Raw genomic sequence first — 18,737 nt, forward strand, 5'->3', positions numbered from 1 at the left:
GAGCGCTTTGCGCCTATTCCGGGGGTGAAGGTCCGTAGGCCTCTATCGCTTTGCATGCTCGCCAGACGTGTGCTGTTTGATGATGTCCATCACCGCAGCGGTCATGATTGCGGTTGAAACACCGAACATGAGTATGCCATTGGCCGCCTCCAGTGGACTGAGCAAGCGCCATTGCGGGCTGAGGACCACATCGCCATAGCCCAGGGTGGAGAAGGTCACTCCGGAAAAGTACAGCGCGGTGATGAAGTCCTCGAACTCACCGAGCAGCAGGAACAACAGCGCCCATAAAGCCATCTGCACGTAGTTGCCGATGAGCATCACCACCATGACCATCGACAGCAAGCGCACGTCATCGCCCCAGGAGGGGCTCAGGTTCATCTTGCGTCGCAGCGACACATAGCGACGCGCGCACAGGGCTAGAAACACTGCCTGCAACACAACACAGAGCACGATCACCGGCAGGCCTACCAGAAAATTGATCAGCATGGGTGACCCTCTTCAGCAGGTGGCTTGGAAGCATTTCGACGTTGCCGGCGCTTGTCGAGCAGGTAAACCATCGCACAGGCGTACAGGGTGACCAGGATGAACAGCCCCATGCGGATGGCGAAGGCGGTGTAGACATCCTTGCCGGCGGCGCTGTCCTGCACCGACTGGCCGAGCAGAATGATCATGGTCGTCAGGCTGTTGAGCCAGAAGCCCGGCGTGTAGCTGCCCGGGCTCAGCCCGTAGAGCTTTCGGGCCAGCACCAGCCCGAACAGCAGCATCCACAGGAAGAACATCCACAGGTTGACGAACAGGCCCAGGGCGAACCAGAAGAGAATCGCCATCAGGCCGCCGAGCAGGGTCGAGCCGAGCAGCTCCCGCCCGGCAGTGCGTGCACGGGTGGCGGTGCTCTGCTGGCCGAGGTTGACCGACTTCATGATGATCGGCATGTAGCTGGCCGGATCGATCAGCGCCAACAGGAAGGCGGGCATCACCACCAGTGCTGCGCGCAAAGCCAACCAGCTGATTTCGTCGGCCGACAGGGCTGGGGTGGGGGCGGGCGGCTGGGCGCCGAGCGGGTCAGGGAACAGCCAGTGGCTGATCGACACCACTGTGACGGCCAGGAGCAAGCCCTTGACCAGCGACACGATCACCTGCAGTGCCAGGTCGAACTCGGTAGCGCCGGCCGCGCTGATCATCGTCAAGCCAACCACCATGAAGGTGGCGACCAGCGAATTGCCGCCACTCATGCCATAGCGGAACACCAGAAACAGGCACAGGCCGACCAGTATCACACCGGTCAGCGCGTAGTAATGCAGCAGCGGTATCAACAGCAAGCCGCTGCCGGTGGTCACCATCAGCACCACCGTCAGGCCCAGGCTGGCCTTGAACGGCAGTGGTCGATTCATCGCCGCCAGCATCGTCAGCGCCAGCATCGGTGCGATGAACGGGATCGGCAGGGCCAGGCCGAAGCTTGCGGCCAGGCACAGCGCAGTGCCAGTGGCCAGGCGCAGGGCTCGCCTGGCACGGACTTGTTGTTCAGTAGGCATACGACATCCAGCTCATCACGCGCAGGAACAGCCGGCCCAGCAGGTTCAGCGGGTTGCCTTCGCTGGGGAACGCCATGACCTCGGCCTGGCCACCGACACGGATGCCGCTGAGGTCGCTCAACTGGCCGGGCGCAAGCTCGATGATCACTGGAAAACGCTGGGCCGGGCGCAGCCAGTCACGGCTGTTCTGCACTGTGGGCAAGGTCCCGGCTGGCGTGCTCTGGCCGGTACTCACACCATAGCCGATGCTGCGCACACGGCCTTCGAATACCGTGCCGGGAAGGCTATCCAGCACGATGCGCACCGGGGTCCCGGGCCTGACCTTGCCCAGGTTGTTCTCCGTCATGTCGGCCGTGACCCACACATCGTGGATGGCGATCAAGGTCATCAACGGCGCACCGGCTGCGGCGAACTGGCCAACATCGGTGCGCAGGTCGGTGACCAGCCCGTCCGAGCGGGCACGAACCGAGCTGTTGGCCAGGTCCAGCTCGGCCTTGTCCACAGTGGCAATGGCGCTGAGCAGCTGGGCATTTTTCTCGTCACTGCCACCTTGGGTTTCTCGGGCGCGTTCTACTTCTGCCCGCGCTGCGGCGACATGGGCGACGGCCGCATCGAGGGTGGAGCGGGAAATTTCCAGCCGGCGTACGGAGATGGTCCCAGGGTCTTCCTTGTACAGACGCTCAAGGCGTTGGAGGTCCTTGCGGGACATGACTTCGTTGGCCTGGGCCGCTTTCAGCGACGCCACCTTGGAGTCGATGCCGGCGGTGTTGGCGCCGATCTGCTTGCGGGTGCTCTGCAAGTCGGCACGCGCGCGGTCGACAGCGATCTGGTAGTGCTGCGGGTTCACCTCGAACAGGACGTCGCCGGCCTTGACGTCCTGGTTGTTGCGCACGTTGACTTTGGTGACAGTGCCCGCGACCTCCGCCGCCACCGGAACGATGAATGTCTGCACCCGTGCCTGTTGCGTGTAGGGGGTAAAGCGGTCGGCCAGCAGGTACCAGACCAGGCTCAGGACGATCAGCACAGCAACCCAATTCAGCGCTTTTTTTGCCGGGTCGGCCACAGGCGACGGTGCAGTTACTTCCATCTCTTGTTGGCGGTCACTCAATTGACACCTTCCTTCGCTTCATCGAGCAGGTTGCCCCAGTCGGTGCGTTGCTGCATCTGTTGGCGGGTGGCGGGGTCGAGCAGCGGACGGTCACTGTACCAACCGCCGCCGAGGGCCTTGTACAGAGCGATCAGGCTGTTGACGGCCGTGTTGCGATTGACCAGGTAGTTATCCTGCTGGGCGAACAGGGCAGCCTGGGCATCGAGTACCCGCTGGAAATCCGAATAGCCTTCACGGTACTGGGCATTGGCCAGGGATACCGAGCGCTCGGCGGCAATCGACGCTTCGCTGAGGATACGGTCGCGTTCCAGGGCCTTGACCAGACCGGTGGCCGCATCGTCGGCCTCACGTGCCGCCTGGCGAACGCTGTCCTGGTAGACGACTATCAATTGCTGCAGGCGGGCATCCTGGATGCGCACGTTGTTGGTGATTCGGCCATGGTCGAACACGTCCCAGCGCAGGCTCGGCCCGCCGATCAGGTCCAGGGTGTTGGAAGTGCCGTCCAGAGAGCTTGCGGACCACACAATGCTGCCCAGCAGGCTGATGGAGGGGTAAAGGTCGGCCTCGGCGACACCGATCAGCGCCGATTGGGCTGCGACCTGTGCTTCTGCGGTACGAACATCCGGGCGGCGCAACAGCAAGTCGGCCGGCACACCCTGCAGCACGGCACGGTCGACCAAGGGCACCATACCGGTGTTGCTATGGAGTTCCGGCATCGCGCCGGGCGGGCGGCCTATCAAGGTGGACAATGCATTGCGTGTGCTTGCGACCTGCGCCTCGAGATCGGGAATGGTGCTCAGGGTTCCCAGGTACTGAGTCTTGGCCTGTTGCAGGTCTAGCTCGGCATTGTCACCGCTGGTAAACAGGCGCTCGGTAATCTCATAGCTGCGCTTCTGCAGTCTGGCGTTGTTCCTGGCGATGAGCAGGCGCGCCTCGGCGGTACGCAGCGCGTAGTAGGTTTGCGCCACCTGAGCGTGAAGCAGTACCAGAACGTTTTCATAGTTGCTTTGGGCGGCGAACCAAGACGCATCGGCCGACTCGATGGCGCGGCTGAATCGGCCCCAGAAATCCAGTTCCCAGCCGACGTCGAAACCCGCGCTGTGTTGCCATAGATGGCTGTCTTGCGGGTTGTCGCCGCCCCATTGGCGACGCTTGAGGTAGACGCTGTCGGCGCTGACCTGCTGGAATTGGGGGTAGCGGTTACTTAACGCGATACCCAATTGTGCGCGGGCTTCCATTACCCGCAGACCGGCGATCTCCAGGTCGGCATTGTGGGCATCGGCCTCGGCGATCAGATGGTCGAGCACCGGGTCGGTAAATACGTGCCACCACTGCCGGCTATCGGGTTGCGTATGTTGCTGGCTGACACGCTCCAGAGCCTGAGTGTTCCAGTGCCCGACCCAGGCCTGGGTCGGTGACTGGAAGTCAGGGCCAAGGCGCACACAGCCACCCAGGCCCAAGGCGCCACACAGCAGCAGCCGGCTCATGCGAGCAGGACACGACATCAAGCACACTCTCCTCAGCCCGATGGATGCTCGTCTGGTTTCTCAAGTCGCGGTTGCTCATCGCGCGACTGTTCATCCAGTACGTCGATTAGCGGTTTGTCCTCGACCCATTGCCAGAACAGTTGATAGGCGACCGCCAGTACCACCGGCCCGATGAACAGCCCGATGAAACCGCCGCTGACCATACCGCCCAAGGCACCAATCAGGATCACTGGCATAGGTACATCGACGCCGCGGCCCAGCATCATTGGCTTGAGGATGTTGTCGGCCATGCCGGCAATCAGGCTGTAGATGGCAAACACGATTGTGGCAAGCGAGGTTCCCTCAGTGGCAAAGACATAGGCGATTACCGGCAAACTCACAAGAATCACCGGCAACTGCATGATCCCCATCAACAGCGCGAGCATGGCCAGCAGCCCAGCACCGGGCACCCCCATGAGCACGAAGCCGACCCCCACCAGCAGCATTTGGATAAAGGCGATACCCACCACGCCCTGGGCGACCGCGCGGATGGTCGCGGTGCACAGCTCGGTAATGCGCGGGCCGCGCGTGGGGCCGGAGAGGCGGGTGGCGATAGCGATGGCGCTGCGTTCGCCGTTTTCACCGTAGGCCATGAGCACACCGGCAATGATCAGGGCACCGATGAACAGCAGAAAGCCCACGCCAACACCGGCCATCTTGCCCAGCAGGGTCAAACCGACCGTCTTGATGTAAGGCATCAGCTTCATCAGTACGCTGCTCATGTCGGTCGCCGACTGCATCCAGAAGGTGTAGAGCGGTTTGCCAATCAGGGGCAGGGCGGCGATCTTTTCGCTTGGCAGCGGGATTTCCAGGCTGTCGGACCTGAGCACGGCGAGGGTGCCTTCGATCGAATCGCTGATCGAAGTGCCCAGCAGGTAAATCGGCACCATCAGCAAGCCCAGGGCGACCACTACGATCAGGGTAGCGGTGCGACCGTCCTTGTTACCCAGTTTGCCCTTGAGCATGTTGTGCAGCGGGTACAGGGTAATGGCCAGTATTACTGCCCAGAGCATCAAATTGAGAAAGGGATGAAAGATCTGGAAGCAGAACAGCACCAGCACCGTGATCAGGCCGGCGCGAATTAGAACATCGAGCAACCCACCGGACAGCGCCCTTGCAGAAATGTTCGTGCGCAACATTGTCTAGTCCCTCGCGATTCGCACCAGGATCGGGATACGCTTAGGCAGCATAGACGTTGATTTGCCGGGAGCTCCAAGCTCTCGCAACGGTAGCTGCCCTCCGTGAAGGGCAGCTATGGGTAGACGCACAGCACCATGGGCTGGCTGACGGCAAGATGAGGGCTTAGTTGACTAGCACTTCGTCCAGGGCCTGCTCCAGGGTGCTGACCGTGCGCTCGATATTGTGCAGCTTTTCGAGCCCGAACAGGCCGAGGCGGAAGGTCTGGAAGTCGGCCGGCTCGTCGCATTGCAACGGTACGCCGGCGGCGATCTGCAGGCCGTGCTCGGCAAATTTCCTGCCGCTTTTGATGTCGGCATCATCGGTGTAGCTCACCACCACGCCAGCGGCCTGAAAGCCGACTGCAGCCACGCTTTTGATGCCTTTGCCGGTGAGCATTGCGCGCACCCGGTCGCCCAGCGCCTGTTGTTCATCGCGGACCTTGTCGAAACCGTAGGCTTGCATCTCTTTCATCACGTCGTTGAAGCGCGCGAGGGCATCGCTGGGCATGGTCGCATGGTAGGCATGCCCGCCCTGTTCGTAGGCCTGCATGATCTGCAGCCACTTTTTCAGGTCGCAGGCAAAGCTGCTGCTTTGCGTCTGCTCGATGCGCTCCAGAGCCAAGGCACTGAACATCACCAGGGCACAGCAAGGGGAGGCGCTCCAGCCTTTTTGCGGTGCGCTGATCAGCAGGTCTACAGCGCACTTGTGCATATCAACCCAGATCGTGCCCGAGGCGATGCAGTCCAGCACGAACAGGCCACCCACCGCATGCACGGCGTCGCCGACGGCCCGCAGGTAGTCGTCGGGCAGGATGATCCCTGAGGAGGTTTCAACGTGGGGAGCGAAGACAATCTGCGGCTTGTGCACCGCAATGGCAGCCAGCACTTCGTCCAGCGGGGGAGGCGCGTAGGCAGCCTGGCGACCGCTTTCGACCGGTCGGGCTTTGAGCACCGTGGTGGCCGCCGGGATGTTGCCCATCTCCAGGATCTGGCTCCAGCGATAACTGAACCAGCCGTTGCGTATCACCAGGCATTGCTGGCCGGTGGCAAACTGCCGTGCTACCGCTTCCATGCCGAAGGTGCCACTGCCCGGCACCACCGCCACTGCCTGGGCGTTGTAGACCTGTTTCAGGGTGCTGGAAATGTTCTTCATCACGCCTTGAAACTGCTGCGACATGTGGTTGAGCGAGCGGTCGGTGTAGACCACCGAGTACTCAACCAGCCCCTCAGGATCGATGCTGGGATATAGCTTTGACATGCGGTGACTCCTTTGGCAGAAATTTCCGTGGTATCGACCCTGCCTCAAGCCTTGGCAAATGACAAGGTAACTTGGCCTCCAGCACGGAAGCTGACCGGAAGCATGAGCCGGCTATCGACCCTTCGCGCAACAATGGCAAGATGACCCATCATGGAGAAAGTAGCATTCGGCGCGAGGCGAAGCCGGATACCGTGCGCATAGGAATGAGGGAATATGGCTTCGATTCATGTGGATGGTGAAGACAAGACCGCGGAGATCAGCGACTGGGCGATTTTCTGGAGCGATAAGTACAAGGCTCTGCTACTGACGTGTCATTACCCCCTCAGGAAAAAATACACCCACCCGCTCAGCGACTGTCGAGTTTCCCCCATTCGGGAGCTCAGCAACATGCTGCTGACGAAACCCGGCAGCACAATCGTCACGCCCATCGCCAAAGCCACGATCTACGGCGAGCGTTATGCTGTCGTGCATTATCCGGGGGGCGTCAGGCCCTATGTCTACAAGATGGACGGCATCAGCTTTACCGCCCCGACGTCGATCAAGGACACAGCGGTCTTCCGCTATCTCACTACAGTGGCGAATGCCCGACAGGATCACGCTGAGTCGAAGACAGATCGAGAAATCGCCAACAATGTCGTGCGTCAGCTCGGAAAACTGCCCGCCATCGACGGCACAGCCTTGCAAGCCTATTGCACGGGGCACAACGGCACACGCGAGGCGGGCCAGGGGCTCATCTATCCGTTCGGGTTAAACGAAAGCCAGGTCCAGGCGGTCGAGCGGGCGTTCAGCGCGCAAATCAGTGTGATCGAAGGCCCGCCGGGGACCGGTAAGACCCAGACCATCCTCAACATCCTCGCGAATATCTTGTTACGCGGGCAGACGGTAGCGGTGTTGTCCAACAACAATGCGGCCGTGGAAAACGTCTACGAAAAGCTGGAGAAATGTGGCCTGGGCCACTTGGTCGCCAAACTCGGCAACCAGGACAACCGCGACGCATTCTTCGCCGACCTGCCTGCTTGGCCGTCCAGCGCGCCCGAGCCTGCGCTGTCCCTGGAGGAGATCCAGGTTCTGGTGACCCGATTGAAGCAGCACCTGCACGACCACAACAAGGCGGCACAACTGCAAATCGAGCTCGACGAGCTGGTCATCGAGCGCCGCTACCTGCAGCAGTGGCAGGGGCAAAGCGATGTGCAAACCACAGGCTCGTTGGACAAGTACGGGCTGACCCCGCGCAAGACTGCAGACCTTATGGCCTACCTGGCCAACCTCGGCGAGCAGCGCATTCAACTCAAAGACCGCATGGAGCTACTGTTCAAATTCAGAATCTTTCGTGCCAAACCTTTCGCTCCGGGCCAGGCGCGCATGGCCATGTTTCATTCCCTGCAGATGCATTATTACGACAAGTCGCTACGGGACAAGGAAACGGAACTGCGGGCGTGCCGTGAATCGTTGGCAAGCGCAAATTTCACGGCGTTGCTGAAAGAACTGACATCAGCATCGATGCACCATCTGAAGCAGCATCTGCAACGTCAGGTACCGCCGTCGGACAGTTTCGATGCCAAGACTTACCGCAGGCATTTTGACGCTTTCGTGCGGCGCTTTCCTGTTCTGGGAAGCGGCACGCACTCCATCGTCAACTCGATCGCACCGGGGGCGGTCCTCGACTATGTGATCATCGACGAAGCCTCTTTGCAGGACATCGTGCCAGGCATCCTGCCACTGGGTTGTGCGAAGAATCTGGTCGTCGTTGGAGACAACCGCCAGTTGCCGCACATCCCTGTAAGACTGGGGCTTCAGGCGCCTGCCGAGGCTTACGATTGCGAACATTACAGCCTGCTCGATTCATGTATCGCCGTTTTCCAGCACGCGCTGCCCAGGACCCTGCTGAAAGAGCATTACCGTTGCCACCCCAGGATCATCCAGTTCTGCAACCAGCAGTTCTACGACAACGCACTGGTGCCAATGACCGAGGACAAGGGCGAAGCACCCCTTCGCCTGGTGGTAACGACCAAGGGCAATCACGCACGGCAGAACACCAACCTTCGGGAGTTGGACTCCCTGCTCAAGGTGCTTGAGGACGAGGGTCAGGCAGTCGGAATGGACGGCGAAGGCCGTGGTTACATAGCCCCGTTCCGGGCACAGGTGAACCTCGCTGGCACGCGCCTTCCGGCAGATTTCGTCAAGGACACCGTGCACAAATTCCAGGGGCGGGAGTGCGACGAGATAGTCTTTTCCACCGTACTGGACAAGAAACACTACAACCAGGCGCGAAGGCGCCTGGATTTCGTCGACGACCCCTGCATGATCAACGTGGCCGTCTCCCGTGCCAAACATCGCTTCACCCTGGTGACCGGCGATGAAGTGTTCACCGACAACAATGGCCACATTGCCGCCCTGATCCGCTACATCAGCTATTACGCGCAGGACGAGCAGATCGTACGGGCGCCGGTGGTGTCGGCATTCGATGTGCTGTACCGCGAGTACGACCAGTCCCTTGCACGCTTGAACGCCCGCCTGCGACCCAGGGATTCGCGCTTCAAGTCCGAGCAGATCGTGGAGCAACTGCTGCGCGAAGCGCTTTGTGCCCCGGCGTACCAGACATTGATGTATCACACTCAGATCAGGCTGGATCAGCTCGCATCGCCGGCTAACCCGCAATGGACAGAACGCCAGCGTGCCTTCTTGAGGCGCGCCAGTTGCGATTTCGTGATCTATTTCAAAGTAGGCAAGACCCCGCTAGGGGTAATCGAGGTCGATGGCGGGTACCATGATCGTTCTGAGCAGGCTGCTCGGGACGCCTTGAAGAATGACATTTTGGCTAAAAGCAGTATTCCCATCCTGCGGCTGCGGACTGTCGAGAGTGATATTGCGCAGAGAGTGGGCGACTTTATCGACCAGTGGGCTCGCCCTGGCCCCTAAGCAGCATTATTCATTCTAAAAATCTTCTGCCTCAGGTGCACGAAAGGCCTTGCTGTAGTAACCGGACGGATCGAAGCAGCAAACATGCTTCTTGCCGGACGCAAGCATGTCGCAGGCATCGCCGATGCGTTTTGCGCGCGTCCTGAGTTGTTTGGCTGAAGTAATCCAGTGAATCCAGTCGACGCGGGCGAGGGTGGTCGTGCTTTCCCAGACCAAACGCGCCTCAGGGGTGGCTGCCAGTGCCTCCTGAAAGTCTGGCGGGATGTCGGGCTCGGGTTCCTGCTTCACAGGGGCCAGCTCTAATGTAACGCGATCCCCAGGGGCAGCACCTGCGGCTTCGAGTAACGCTGTACTTATCTGCAGCCAATGGCTCAGTTGGCCATCCGGCTCAAGGGTTGCCTGGAAAGGCTGCCCATTGAGTGTGCCTTCAACCGTCGTCCTTCCACGCCTGGGAAGTTGCTCGCTCGTGTCTTTTGGCAGCACGACGAACGCCCACGACGCATCGTCTCCAGGCTTTGCCGGGCGAAGAAGCGTTGCTTCGAATCGGGATTTCACATCGATTGTTTTCATGGCAACGCCTCCAGCTATCACGCCGGGCTCAGCGGCGATAAAGATTCAGTACAGAAGGAAATCTCCAGAACCGCCAGGTACTGCGCACTTTGCATCACTTCCCGTTGCGAAGCCCCATCCACAAGCGGGTTATAAACCGATCGACATTGGCTGGCATGGGCTGCTGCAAGAACAGACCGCTCCGTGCCTGGGCCGAGATCAAAAGACCTTTCTCTGCAGCGGTCGCAGGATCAACATAGGCGGAGAAGTCTGCATTGGGATTTGCGTAGCCAATCTCCATTGAAATCCTGGCAATGACCCTGGGCTCCAGGATGTAATTGATAAATTCTTCTGCCTCCGCTTTGTGCTTGGCCCCCTGCGCGATGGACATGTTGTCAGCCCACATCAACGCGCCTTCGCGGGGTGATGCGATCGCTATCTGAACGCCGTTATGCGCAGCCTCAGCGGTGCTCCTGGCAAGCATGAGCCCCCCCGAATACCCGACGGCGATACAGATATCGCCAGAAGCGAGATCGGTCACAAAGCGCGAAGAGTGGAAATACTTGATGCTCGGGCGCAGCTGCATCAGCAGCTGTTGCGCCTTGAAATAGTCATCCGGTTTTGTGCTCGCGGGGTCCAGCCCCAGATAGTTAAGCGCGAGCGCATAAACCTCGGGCCCCGAGTCCGGAAAAGCCACGCCGCAAGCACTCAAGCGCGCTAGGTTTTCCGGTTTGAAAACCAGCCCCCAGGACTCGGTTTCGGAAACGTCATGCCCCAGCACTTTCTTCACCGCGTCGACGTTGTAGCCGATGGTGGTGGTGCCCCAAAGGTAGGGGACAGCATATCTGTTGCCGGGGTCTATCCTGGCCAGCTCCCCCATGAACGCCGGGTCCAGGTGCGACCAGTTCGGCAGCCGGGTCTTGTCGAGCGGCTCCAGGGCTCCCGCCTTGATCAGCTTGGGTAGCTGATTGTGCGAGGGGAAGACGATGTCGTAACCCGAGTTACCCGCGAGCAGCTTGGCCTCGAGCACTTCACCTGTGTCATACACGTCATAGGTGACCTTGATCCCGGTGTTGCGCTGAAAGTCCTCTAGCACCGACTGCGGCAGGTATTCGACCCAGTTGTACACCCGCAGCTCTCTGGCGCCGTCAGCAGCGTGGCAGTAGCCGCCAAATGAGGCCCACAGTACCAGCACCGATAGCAGCGATTTTGCCCAGCGGGCAGGCGTTGCTCGTGCGAATAGAGGTTTCATGATGTTTGCGCCATAACGGTTACTTGTCGCCGCCTGAGTCAGGCACTGTTGAGGTGTGACAGGTGGGCCTGCAGGTAATCGACGAAGGCGAGCACCTTGCGGCTGGCGCGGCGATGGCTGGGATACACCGCCAGGATGTCATCACCGAAGGCATCCGGGTCGATGATGTAATCCTGCATCAGACGCACCAGGCGCCCTTCGCGCAAATACCTGTCCACGCTCCATTGCGGTGTATGCAGGATGCCACGCCCGGCCAGCGCATTTTGCAGCAGCAGGTCATAGCTGTCGCTTTCCAGGCGGGCGCGCTGCGGATAGTTCAGGCGAACCTTTCCTGCCGCCGACTGGACCCACCAGATCTTCACATCCAGCGCGGGGTGAACGTACTTCAGCCAGTCGTGCTGGTCGATGGTTTGCGGCGACAGTGGCAGGGGGTTGCGCGCAACGTATTCCGGGCTGGCACAGAGGAAGATGCGGTTCTGGCCGACCACCCGTGCAATCAACCCCGGCAGATCGCTGCGGCCCTGACGGATTCCCAGGTCGTAGCCGGCCTCGATCAGGTCGACAAAGTCATCGGACAATTCGACACGTAACTGGATATCTGGGTATTCCTGCAGAAAACCCGCGCACACTTCGCCCAAAAAGGCGCGCTCGAAGGCCAGGGGCGCGGTCAGCCGCAACGTACCGGACAGCCCCTGGTGCAGCTGGCTGATCTCTTCCCCAGCTTCATGCAGGCTGCGCAAGACCTGCCGCGCCGTCTCCAGATAAATACGGCCCGACTCGGTGAGCACAATGCGCCGGGTGCTGCGCTCGAACAGCAGGGTACCCAGCTGCTTTTCCAGCATGCTCACGGACTTGGTCAGGGCCGAAGGCGTCTTGCCCAGCATTTCTGCCGCACGGCTGAAACTGCCCTGGTCAGCCGTGGCAACAAACATCGATATCGCACCGAGCGTGTCCATAGTTTTTCCAAACTGGCAAAAAGCTTTTTAGCGAAGTGGCCATTCTGGAAATAGCATGACACAGATAGTCTCGCCGTCGCCAACAACTACAAGAGGGCAGCACATGATTCGGTTCGTTCCGGCGCTACTGGCACTGGCAGTCGCTTTTTCCTCATCGGAATCCATGGCGGCGGCAGACTTGATACTGGTCAACGGCAAGATCTTCACCGCCGACCCAGCCAACCCCCAGGTTCAGGCCATCGCCGTCGAGCACGGCAAAATCGTCGCCGCGGGCAGCGACGCCGAGGTGCGTGGCTTCGCCGACAACGCCACCCAGGTCATTGACCTGGCAGGCAAGCGCGTCACGCCCGGCCTGATCGACTCTCACTCGCACTCGGTGTTCGGCGGCCTGGAGCTTGCAGCGGCGAACATGGAAGGCGAATCGGTCAGCGTCGACGAGCTGGAACAGCGCCTGCGCACCTGGCGCGCCGATGGCCGTGCCAAGCTTGGCGAGTTCCTTCAGGGGGTGGGCATGAACTCCAGCGACTGGTCCAAGGCGCAGGCGTTCGGCGAGCGTTTCAACCACGGTGAGTGGGCAAACACCCCGATTGTCTTCGTCGGCGGCGACCACCATACCGCCTGGGCCAACAACGCCATGCTCAAGCGTGCCGGGATCGACAAGGCACTGGTTGCAGGTCTGAGCAAGGCGGACAGCGCCACCATCGGCACCCTGAAGAACGGCGAGCCAAACGGCTTTCTGGTGGACGCGGGCTGGGACCGTGTCGCTGCAGTGTTGCCTCCGGTCGATGCCGCCGGCCTGCTGCGCGCGGCCGAAGCTGCGGTGCACTACAACAACAGCTTTGGTATTACCGCCTGGATGGACCCGGCCGCCAATGGTGCGCCCGGCGAAGCGTTGTTCGCCATCAAGCCCACCGAGAAAACCGTCGGCGTGCTGCCGGCCTACAAGGCATTGGCGGAAAAAGGCGGGCTGACCGCACACGTGGCCGCGCTGCTGGTGGTCAACCCGAAGAGCCGTCCGGCCGACCTGGAGATCATCGACAAGGTGCGCCAGCAGTTCACCGGCGTTCCCAACCTGACCCTGCCCGGGATCAAGGTGTTCGCCGACGGCGTGCTGGAGTACCCGGCGCAGAGTGCGGCACTGCTCGACCACTACAGCAACAGTCACAAGAGCGGCGAGCTGCTGCTGGACCCGCAGCACTTCGGCGAGCTGGTCACGGCGGCCGACAAGCGTGGCTGGCTGGTGCATGTCCATGCCATCGGCGACCGTGCCGTGCGTGAGTCGCTCAATGGCATCGAGCAGGCGCGCAAGGCTGGCAACAGTGGTATCACCCACTCGATCACCCACCTGCAACTGGTCAACCCGACAGAGTTCGCCCGCTTCAAGCCGCTCAACGTGATCGCCTCCATGCAACTGCTATGGGCCGCCGGCGACGAATACACCCTGGATATGGTCAAGCCCTACGTCGACTCGGCGGCCTATCGCTACCAGTACCCGGCGCGCTCGCTGCTCAAGCATGGCGCGACCATCGCCGGCGCCAGCGATTGGCCGGTCTCCAGCCCCAACCCCTGGCTGGCCATCGCCCAGGCCGCCTCCCGCGAAGGCCCCAAGGGCGTGCTGAACGCCGAGGAAAGCCTGGACCGCGAGACCATGCTGTACGCCTACACGATCAACGCCGCCAAGACCATCGGCCTGGAGCAGCAGATCGGTTCCCTGAGCAAGGGCAAGCAAGCCGACTTCGTCATCCTCGATCGCGACGTGCTCACGGTCAGCGACAAGGACGTCAGTGAAACACAGGTGTTGGCTACCTATTTCGGCGGCCAGCCGGTCTACACCCCCGCCAGGTAACCCCCTGAGACACACCCCCTCTTGCCCCGGTAGCGGGGCAGGTGCGGCCCCCTATTGCCCGAAACACTGCCAACTACAACTACAAAACGAGGCGCCCATGAACAGCAACAACCTCGCAGCCAGCATCGCCCTGATGGCCGGACTTGCATCCTTCGCACCCCAGAGCCAGGCCCTGGCGCTCAACGATGACTTCTTCCTGAAACTCGACGTGACCGCCGCCAGCGACTATCGCACGCGCGGCATCTCGCAGACCCAGGGCGACCCGGCGCTGCAGGCCGGTGTTGTGCTGGGCCATTCCAGCGGCCTGTATGCAGGCGCCTGGACCTCCAACGTCGACTTCGGTTTCGGTATCGACACCCGCCAGGAGGTGGACTATTTCGGTGGCTGGTACTGGCAGCCCACAGAAGCACTGTCGCTGGACCTCGGCTACATCAAGTATGCCTATCCCAAGACCAGCGGTTTCAACCAGTCCGAGACCTATGCGGTGCTGGGTGCCTACGGCTTCAAGGTGGCCGCTTTCTATTCCAGCGATGCGCCCACCATCCACGGCGAAGACCAGGATTCGCTCTACAGCTGGGTCGGCTATGAGACCCGGCTGCCGCTGGAGGTCGGCCTGGAGCTGCGCTATGGCCGGATGGACTTCAAAGACCCGATGTACTGGTCGGCGAGCGGCGACTCGAAAGATTCCTACCACGAGTGGGAAGCCAAGATCACTCGTGACTTCCTGGGTGTGACCTGGGGCCTGAGCTACATCGATACCGACCTGTCGAAAACCGAATGCGCCAGCTCCTACGGCTTCGACGATGTCTGCACCGCCACCGTGGTGGCGAGCGTGCGCAAGGAGTTTTAAGCGCTACAGAAGAAGGTGCCAGGGCCCGCAGCGCCCTGGTCCACTGCACGCCCGACTCGCTGTCACTGCGGTGGCGAGGTGATAACAAGAACGACAGGGTTTTCCATGAACAACGCTTCTCAGTTGACCGGCATATCCACGCTGGATGTGCAGTCCTTTATCAACCGCCAGCCCTTGTCGCGCTATCAGTGGCGCATCGTGCTGCTGTGCTTTCTCATTGTTTTTCTCGATGGCCTGGACACGGCGGCCATGGGCTTCATCGCCCCGGCGCTGAGCCAGGACTGGGGCATAGACCGCGCCAGCCTCGGCCCGGTGATGAGCGCCGCGCTGATCGGCATGGTGTTCGGGGCCCTCGGCTCCGGGCCGCTCGCCGACCGCTTCGGCCGCAAGTTGGTGCTGGTGGCGGCGGTGCTGCTGTTCGGTATCTTCAGCCTGCTCTCGGCCTTCAGTGACTCGGTGGAACAACTGCTGGTACTGCGCCTGCTCACCGGCATCGGCCTGGGCGCGGCGATGCCCAATGCCACCACCTTGCTGTCCGAATACACCCCCGAGCGCCTCAAGTCGCTACTGGTCACCAGCATGTTCTGCGGCTTCAACCTGGGCATGGCCAGTGGTGGTTTCATCTCGGCCAAGCTGATTCCGGCCTATGGCTGGCACAGCCTGCTGTTGCTCGGTGGCGTGCTGCCGCTGCTGCTGTCTGTGGTGCTGTTGTTTCGCCTGCCCGAGTCGGCGCGCTTTCTGGTGGTACGCAATCGCGATGAGAAACACGTGCGAAAGGTGCTGGCACCGATCGCCCCGGACGAGGTTGCCCGGGCGCATGCCTTCAGCGTGCCGGAGCAACAGACGGTGCAGGGCGGCAACGTGCTCCGCCTGCTGTTGACCGGGCAGTACAGCGCCGGCACCTGGCTGCTCTGGCTTACTTATTTCATGGGCTTGGTCATCGTCTACCTGCTGACCAGCTGGTTACCCACTCTGTTGCGCGACGGCGGCGCCAGCCTGGAGCTGGCCGCCTTCATTGGCGCGCTGTTCCAGTTCGGTGGCGTGCTGAGCGCAGTGGCCGTGGGCTGGGCCATGGATCGCTGGAATCCGCACAAGGTCATCGGCGTTTTCTACCTGCTGGCCGGGGTGTTCGCTTACTGCGTGGGCCAGAGCCTGGGCCAGGTCACTGTGCTGGCCAGCCTGGTACTGCTGGCGGGCATGTGCATCAATGGTGCGCAATCGGCGATGCCGTCACTGGCCGCGCGCTACTACCCGACCCAGATGCGCGCCACCGGGGTGTCGTGGATGCTCGGCATTGGCCGCTTCGGCGCCATTCTCGGCGCCTGGGCCGGAGCCACCCTGCTGGGGATGGGCTGGAATTTCGAGCAAGTGCTCACAGCCTTGGTGCTGCCGGCAGCGCTTGCCACGGCCGCGGTTGTGATCAAGGGGCTGGTCAGCCATACAGATGCAACCTGCAAGCACGCCACGCCTGGTCTGCCGAGCAGACCATCGACGTAGGAGCCAGGCTTGCCGGCGAATCAGGCACCGTGGTGTCCCTGATGCACCGCGTCATCGTTTTTCGCGGGCAAGCCACGCTCCTACAAAGTGAATTGCGCCCCTGAAGTTGGACACAGACCCAACCTCAGGAGCCATGCCTGCGCAGGTTTCCCCTGCCGGCTTTTCTTTTGAGATCCCCTGTACTCACAGCGTCCAGCATTTTCTGGAACGACGGACATTCGATATGACGGGGAGCAGGGCACGCCGCAGCACGACGAAGCTCGTCGCGTATGGCGCTGAGGTGTTCGATGGTGCGGTCCAGTTCGTCAGCCTTTTCTGCAAGCCGCTTGTGATCGATGGCAGGTTGACCGTCCGCGCCGAGCAGGGCGGCGATATCGTCCAAGGAGAACGCTGCAGATTGACCGAGCGCGATCAACGACAGCCGCTGGAGTACATCCGCACGAAATACGCGGCTCAGGCCACGCCGGCCTATCGAGTGGATAAGACCCTTTTCTTCGTAGTAGCGCAGGGTTGAAGACGGCACACCGGAACGTCGTGCCACTTCACCGATATCCATCTCTTTCATGCTTGACCTCAAGTCGACTTGAACTTGCAGACTGCCTGGATCAAACCGCCAATTCAGGCTGAAGGCAAGGGGAAATACCATGGGAGTAGGTGAGACGGTATTGCGCATTCTGTTAGTTGGAATGGGGGCCACGCTGATCATGGATATGTCGGCGTTTATTCAAACGCGGGTATTTGGCGTGGTGTCGGTTGACTACGGGCTCGTCGGCCGCTGGTTGGGCCACATGCTAAAAGGGCGGTTTCGTCACGCTTCGATTGTGACTGCACCCCGTGTCCAAAATGAACGACTGGTGGGCTGGGTGTTCCATTACATCACTGGCAGCGTCTTCGCGATGGTGCTCTTCGTTGCCCAAGGGCCTGCCTGGTTCTGCAACCCCTCGCTGATGCCCGCGCTGATGACGGGCGCGATCAGTGTGATTGCACCGTTCTTCATCATGCAGCCCGCGTTCGGTTTTGGCATCGCCGCTTCGAAGACCGCGACGCCAAACAGGGCAAGGCGCAGAAGTGTGATTGCTCATCTGACGTTTGGGGTCGGGCTTTTTGGGGCAGGGTGGCTATTGATGCTGCTCCTACCAGCCCCGCTATGCTAAAGGGGCGCAAGGCGCACCATGAAGTCAGAACAAAGAGGAGTCCGTCATGACAGTAGTCGATCGCCTCAGGTATTTGCGCATTGTTCTGGTTTTGGCAGGCCTTGCGTGCCTTGCTCTCTACCCACTTATGCTGTTCTGGCCGTCCGGCTGGGCCTGGCACACTGGTCACTCGGACTACCCGATGATGATCGTTGGCATCTACGCGACACTGGGCGTGTTCTTGATCCTGGCCGCACGGGATCCACTAGCCAATCTGAGTCTGATCTGGTTCACCGTGTGGTCAAGCGCTGTACACGGAGCCATCATGGCCGTCCAGGCTGTCACCCAGCCGGGGCAAATGGGGCACTTGGCAGGGGACGTGCCAGCGCTGTTCATCGTGGCGGTTGCCTTGGCCATCCTGACGCCCGCTCGCAACGTGTCGCTCGGCTGACTGCTGTCGCCCCGTCGAATGGCAGTCGCTATCTTTGTGGGAGCGGGTTCACCCGCGAACACCGGCAAAGCCGGTGCCATCCATCGCAGCGCATCGTTCGCGGGTAAACCCGCTCCCACAGAGATCGCACCGGGCGACTGACTGCATCATTACCTTGTATTCTGGCGGACCTTTAGCAAGGAGCTACTGCTATGCCACTTTCCGCCGAACTCGAAATGTTCAGCGACACGGACCGCTCGCTGATGAGCCAGGCGCTGGCCCAGGGTAAACACGCACTTCCCGGTTGCCTGCCGAACCCACCTGTAGGCTGCGTCATCGCACGCAATGGCGCCGTCATCGTCAGCGGTTACACCCAGCCCCCGGGACAGCATCACGCAGAAGCAATGGCGCTCTCGCAACTGGACACAACGCTCGACGGTCTGACGGCTTACGTCACGCTGGAGCCCTGTTCATTTGCAGGCCGAACGCCTTCGTGTGCGTTGGCGTTGATCAGCGCGGGCGTTGCGCGTGTGCATGTGGCTATGCTTGACCCGGATCCGCGTAACGCCGGAGCAGGCATCGAAATGCTCCGCCAGGCTGGCATTGAAGTCACAGTGGGGCTTCTCAGCGATCAGGCTCAACAGCAGCTAACGCCATACCTGTGCAAGGTGCCTTGAGTGCTTCATGCCCGCCGTTCGAGCGT

General features: G+C 61.1%; 17 protein-coding genes. 7 read left to right on the plus strand and 10 right to left on the minus strand.

The features are described 5' to 3' along the window. Window positions 1-42: 42 nt before the first annotated feature. From I5S59_RS01315 to I5S59_RS01340, 6 genes are all read right to left on the minus strand, one after another. The gene (locus I5S59_RS01315) at window positions 43-486 is read right to left on the minus strand and encodes a potassium channel family protein (RefSeq protein ID WP_197875035.1); all 444 of its coding nucleotides are present in this window, start codon (window positions 484-486) and stop codon (window positions 43-45) included. Beyond that, window positions 480-1,532, minus strand: a complete 1,053-nt coding sequence (locus I5S59_RS01320; protein WP_197875036.1) for a DUF2955 domain-containing protein — start codon at window positions 1,530-1,532, stop codon at window positions 480-482. The genes I5S59_RS01315 and I5S59_RS01320 overlap by 7 nt, the downstream gene beginning before the upstream one ends. Beyond that, window positions 1,522-2,619 (minus strand): HlyD family secretion protein, encoded by a 1,098-nt coding sequence (locus I5S59_RS01325; RefSeq protein WP_197875210.1) that lies wholly within the window; start codon window positions 2,617-2,619, stop codon window positions 1,522-1,524. The genes I5S59_RS01320 and I5S59_RS01325 overlap by 11 nt, the downstream gene beginning before the upstream one ends. A gap of 17 nt (window positions 2,620-2,636) precedes the next feature. Next, window positions 2,637-4,145 (minus strand): efflux transporter outer membrane subunit, encoded by a 1,509-nt coding sequence (locus tag I5S59_RS01330; RefSeq protein WP_197875037.1) that lies wholly within the window; start codon window positions 4,143-4,145, stop codon window positions 2,637-2,639. Window positions 4,146-4,159: 14 nt separating this feature from the next. Further along, window positions 4,160-5,305: an AI-2E family transporter gene (locus I5S59_RS01335; RefSeq protein WP_197875038.1), complete on the minus strand. Its 1,146-nt coding sequence runs from the start codon at window positions 5,303-5,305 to the stop codon at window positions 4,160-4,162. 163 nt (window positions 5,306-5,468) lie between these two features. Beyond that, a complete protein-coding gene (locus I5S59_RS01340) occupies window positions 5,469-6,602 on the minus strand; it encodes an aminotransferase class V-fold PLP-dependent enzyme (protein WP_197875039.1) in 1,134 nt (377 codons plus the stop codon). A gap of 213 nt (window positions 6,603-6,815) precedes the next feature. Here I5S59_RS01340 and I5S59_RS01345 point away from each other — a divergent pair, with 213 nt between their 5' ends. Continuing rightward, the gene (locus I5S59_RS01345; RefSeq protein ID WP_197875040.1) at window positions 6,816-9,521 is read left to right on the plus strand and encodes an AAA domain-containing protein; all 2,706 of its coding nucleotides are present in this window, start codon (window positions 6,816-6,818) and stop codon (window positions 9,519-9,521) included. A 15-nt stretch (window positions 9,522-9,536) separates the two neighbouring features. Here the strand turns inward: I5S59_RS01345 and I5S59_RS01350 are convergent, their stop codons facing one another. The 3 genes from I5S59_RS01350 to I5S59_RS01360 form a co-directional block, all read right to left on the minus strand. Next, window positions 9,537-10,091, minus strand: coding sequence for a YdeI/OmpD-associated family protein (locus tag I5S59_RS01350; RefSeq protein ID WP_197875041.1), 555 nt, complete (start codon window positions 10,089-10,091; stop codon window positions 9,537-9,539). A gap of 94 nt (window positions 10,092-10,185) precedes the next feature. Then, window positions 10,186-11,322: a polyamine ABC transporter substrate-binding protein gene (locus I5S59_RS01355; RefSeq protein ID WP_197875042.1), complete on the minus strand. Its 1,137-nt coding sequence runs from the start codon at window positions 11,320-11,322 to the stop codon at window positions 10,186-10,188. 38 nt (window positions 11,323-11,360) lie between these two features. Continuing rightward, a complete protein-coding gene (locus I5S59_RS01360) occupies window positions 11,361-12,278 on the minus strand; it encodes a LysR family transcriptional regulator (RefSeq protein ID WP_197875043.1) in 918 nt (305 codons plus the stop codon). A gap of 103 nt (window positions 12,279-12,381) precedes the next feature. Between I5S59_RS01360 and I5S59_RS01365 the strand changes: the two genes are divergently transcribed. The 3 genes from I5S59_RS01365 to I5S59_RS01375 all read left to right on the plus strand — a co-directional run bounded on the left by I5S59_RS01365 (window position 12,382) and on the right by I5S59_RS01375 (window position 16,471). After that, entirely contained in the window at window positions 12,382-14,124 is a 1,743-nt protein-coding gene (locus I5S59_RS01365; protein WP_197875044.1) for an amidohydrolase, read from the plus strand. 97 nt (window positions 14,125-14,221) lie between these two features. After that, complete coding sequence (locus I5S59_RS01370) at window positions 14,222-14,974, plus strand: TorF family putative porin (RefSeq protein WP_197875045.1); 753 nt, start codon at window positions 14,222-14,224, stop codon at window positions 14,972-14,974. A gap of 105 nt (window positions 14,975-15,079) precedes the next feature. Continuing rightward, on the plus strand, window positions 15,080-16,471 hold the full coding sequence (locus I5S59_RS01375; protein ID WP_197875046.1) for an MFS transporter: 1,392 nt from the start codon (window positions 15,080-15,082) through the stop codon (window positions 16,469-16,471). Between the two features lie 124 nt (window positions 16,472-16,595). On the opposite strand, the gene I5S59_RS01380 is transcribed toward I5S59_RS01375, so the two are convergent. Beyond that, a complete protein-coding gene (locus I5S59_RS01380) occupies window positions 16,596-17,036 on the minus strand; it encodes a helix-turn-helix domain-containing protein (protein WP_197875047.1) in 441 nt (146 codons plus the stop codon). A gap of 79 nt (window positions 17,037-17,115) precedes the next feature. Between I5S59_RS01380 and I5S59_RS01385 the strand changes: the two genes are divergently transcribed. The 3 genes from I5S59_RS01385 to I5S59_RS01395 all read left to right on the plus strand — a co-directional run bounded on the left by I5S59_RS01385 (window position 17,116) and on the right by I5S59_RS01395 (window position 18,711). Then, on the plus strand, window positions 17,116-17,625 hold the full coding sequence (locus I5S59_RS01385) for a DUF2938 domain-containing protein (RefSeq protein ID WP_197875048.1): 510 nt from the start codon (window positions 17,116-17,118) through the stop codon (window positions 17,623-17,625). A 46-nt stretch (window positions 17,626-17,671) separates the two neighbouring features. Then, window positions 17,672-18,055 carry a DUF6632 domain-containing protein gene (locus I5S59_RS01390; RefSeq protein WP_197875049.1) on the plus strand — a complete coding sequence of 128 codons (384 nt, stop codon included), beginning with the start codon at window positions 17,672-17,674 and terminating at the stop codon, window positions 18,053-18,055. 191 nt (window positions 18,056-18,246) lie between these two features. Continuing rightward, window positions 18,247-18,711 carry a bifunctional diaminohydroxyphosphoribosylaminopyrimidine deaminase/5-amino-6-(5-phosphoribosylamino)uracil reductase RibD gene (locus tag I5S59_RS01395; protein WP_232239509.1) on the plus strand — a complete coding sequence of 155 codons (465 nt, stop codon included), beginning with the start codon at window positions 18,247-18,249 and terminating at the stop codon, window positions 18,709-18,711. The last annotated feature ends 26 nt before the right edge of the window (window positions 18,712-18,737 follow it).

This window comes from Pseudomonas alkylphenolica (assembly GCF_016009175.1).
GTDB lineage: Bacteria > Pseudomonadota > Gammaproteobacteria > Pseudomonadales > Pseudomonadaceae > Aquipseudomonas > Aquipseudomonas alkylphenolica_B.

What these genes read in the sequence shown, in the direction of transcription:
- I5S59_RS01315 (WP_197875035.1), bottom strand. Translation starts at nt 486, where the DNA reads ATGCTGATCAATTTTCTGGTAGGCCTGCCGGTGATCGTGCTCTGTGTT.
- I5S59_RS01320 (WP_197875036.1), bottom strand. Translation starts at nt 1,532, where the DNA reads ATGCCTACTGAACAACAAGTCCGTGCCAGGCGAGCCCTGCGCCTGGCC.
- I5S59_RS01325 (WP_197875210.1), bottom strand. Translation starts at nt 2,619, where the DNA reads ATGGAAGTAACTGCACCGTCGCCTGTGGCCGACCCGGCAAAAAAAGCG.
- I5S59_RS01330 (WP_197875037.1), bottom strand. Translation starts at nt 4,145, where the DNA reads ATGTCGTGTCCTGCTCGCATGAGCCGGCTGCTGCTGTGTGGCGCCTTG.
- I5S59_RS01335 (WP_197875038.1), bottom strand. Translation starts at nt 5,305, where the DNA reads ATGTTGCGCACGAACATTTCTGCAAGGGCGCTGTCCGGTGGGTTGCTC.
- I5S59_RS01340 (WP_197875039.1), bottom strand. Translation starts at nt 6,602, where the DNA reads ATGTCAAAGCTATATCCCAGCATCGATCCTGAGGGGCTGGTTGAGTAC.
- I5S59_RS01345 (WP_197875040.1), top strand. Translation starts at nt 6,816, where the DNA reads ATGGCTTCGATTCATGTGGATGGTGAAGACAAGACCGCGGAGATCAGC.
- I5S59_RS01350 (WP_197875041.1), bottom strand. Translation starts at nt 10,091, where the DNA reads ATGAAAACAATCGATGTGAAATCCCGATTCGAAGCAACGCTTCTTCGC.
- I5S59_RS01355 (WP_197875042.1), bottom strand. Translation starts at nt 11,322, where the DNA reads ATGAAACCTCTATTCGCACGAGCAACGCCTGCCCGCTGGGCAAAATCG.
- I5S59_RS01360 (WP_197875043.1), bottom strand. Translation starts at nt 12,278, where the DNA reads ATGGACACGCTCGGTGCGATATCGATGTTTGTTGCCACGGCTGACCAG.
- I5S59_RS01365 (WP_197875044.1), top strand. Translation starts at nt 12,382, where the DNA reads ATGATTCGGTTCGTTCCGGCGCTACTGGCACTGGCAGTCGCTTTTTCC.
- I5S59_RS01370 (WP_197875045.1), top strand. Translation starts at nt 14,222, where the DNA reads ATGAACAGCAACAACCTCGCAGCCAGCATCGCCCTGATGGCCGGACTT.
- I5S59_RS01375 (WP_197875046.1), top strand. Translation starts at nt 15,080, where the DNA reads ATGAACAACGCTTCTCAGTTGACCGGCATATCCACGCTGGATGTGCAG.
- I5S59_RS01380 (WP_197875047.1), bottom strand. Translation starts at nt 17,036, where the DNA reads ATGAAAGAGATGGATATCGGTGAAGTGGCACGACGTTCCGGTGTGCCG.
- I5S59_RS01385 (WP_197875048.1), top strand. Translation starts at nt 17,116, where the DNA reads ATGGGAGTAGGTGAGACGGTATTGCGCATTCTGTTAGTTGGAATGGGG.
- I5S59_RS01390 (WP_197875049.1), top strand. Translation starts at nt 17,672, where the DNA reads ATGACAGTAGTCGATCGCCTCAGGTATTTGCGCATTGTTCTGGTTTTG.
- I5S59_RS01395 (WP_232239509.1), top strand. Translation starts at nt 18,247, where the DNA reads ATGCCACTTTCCGCCGAACTCGAAATGTTCAGCGACACGGACCGCTCG.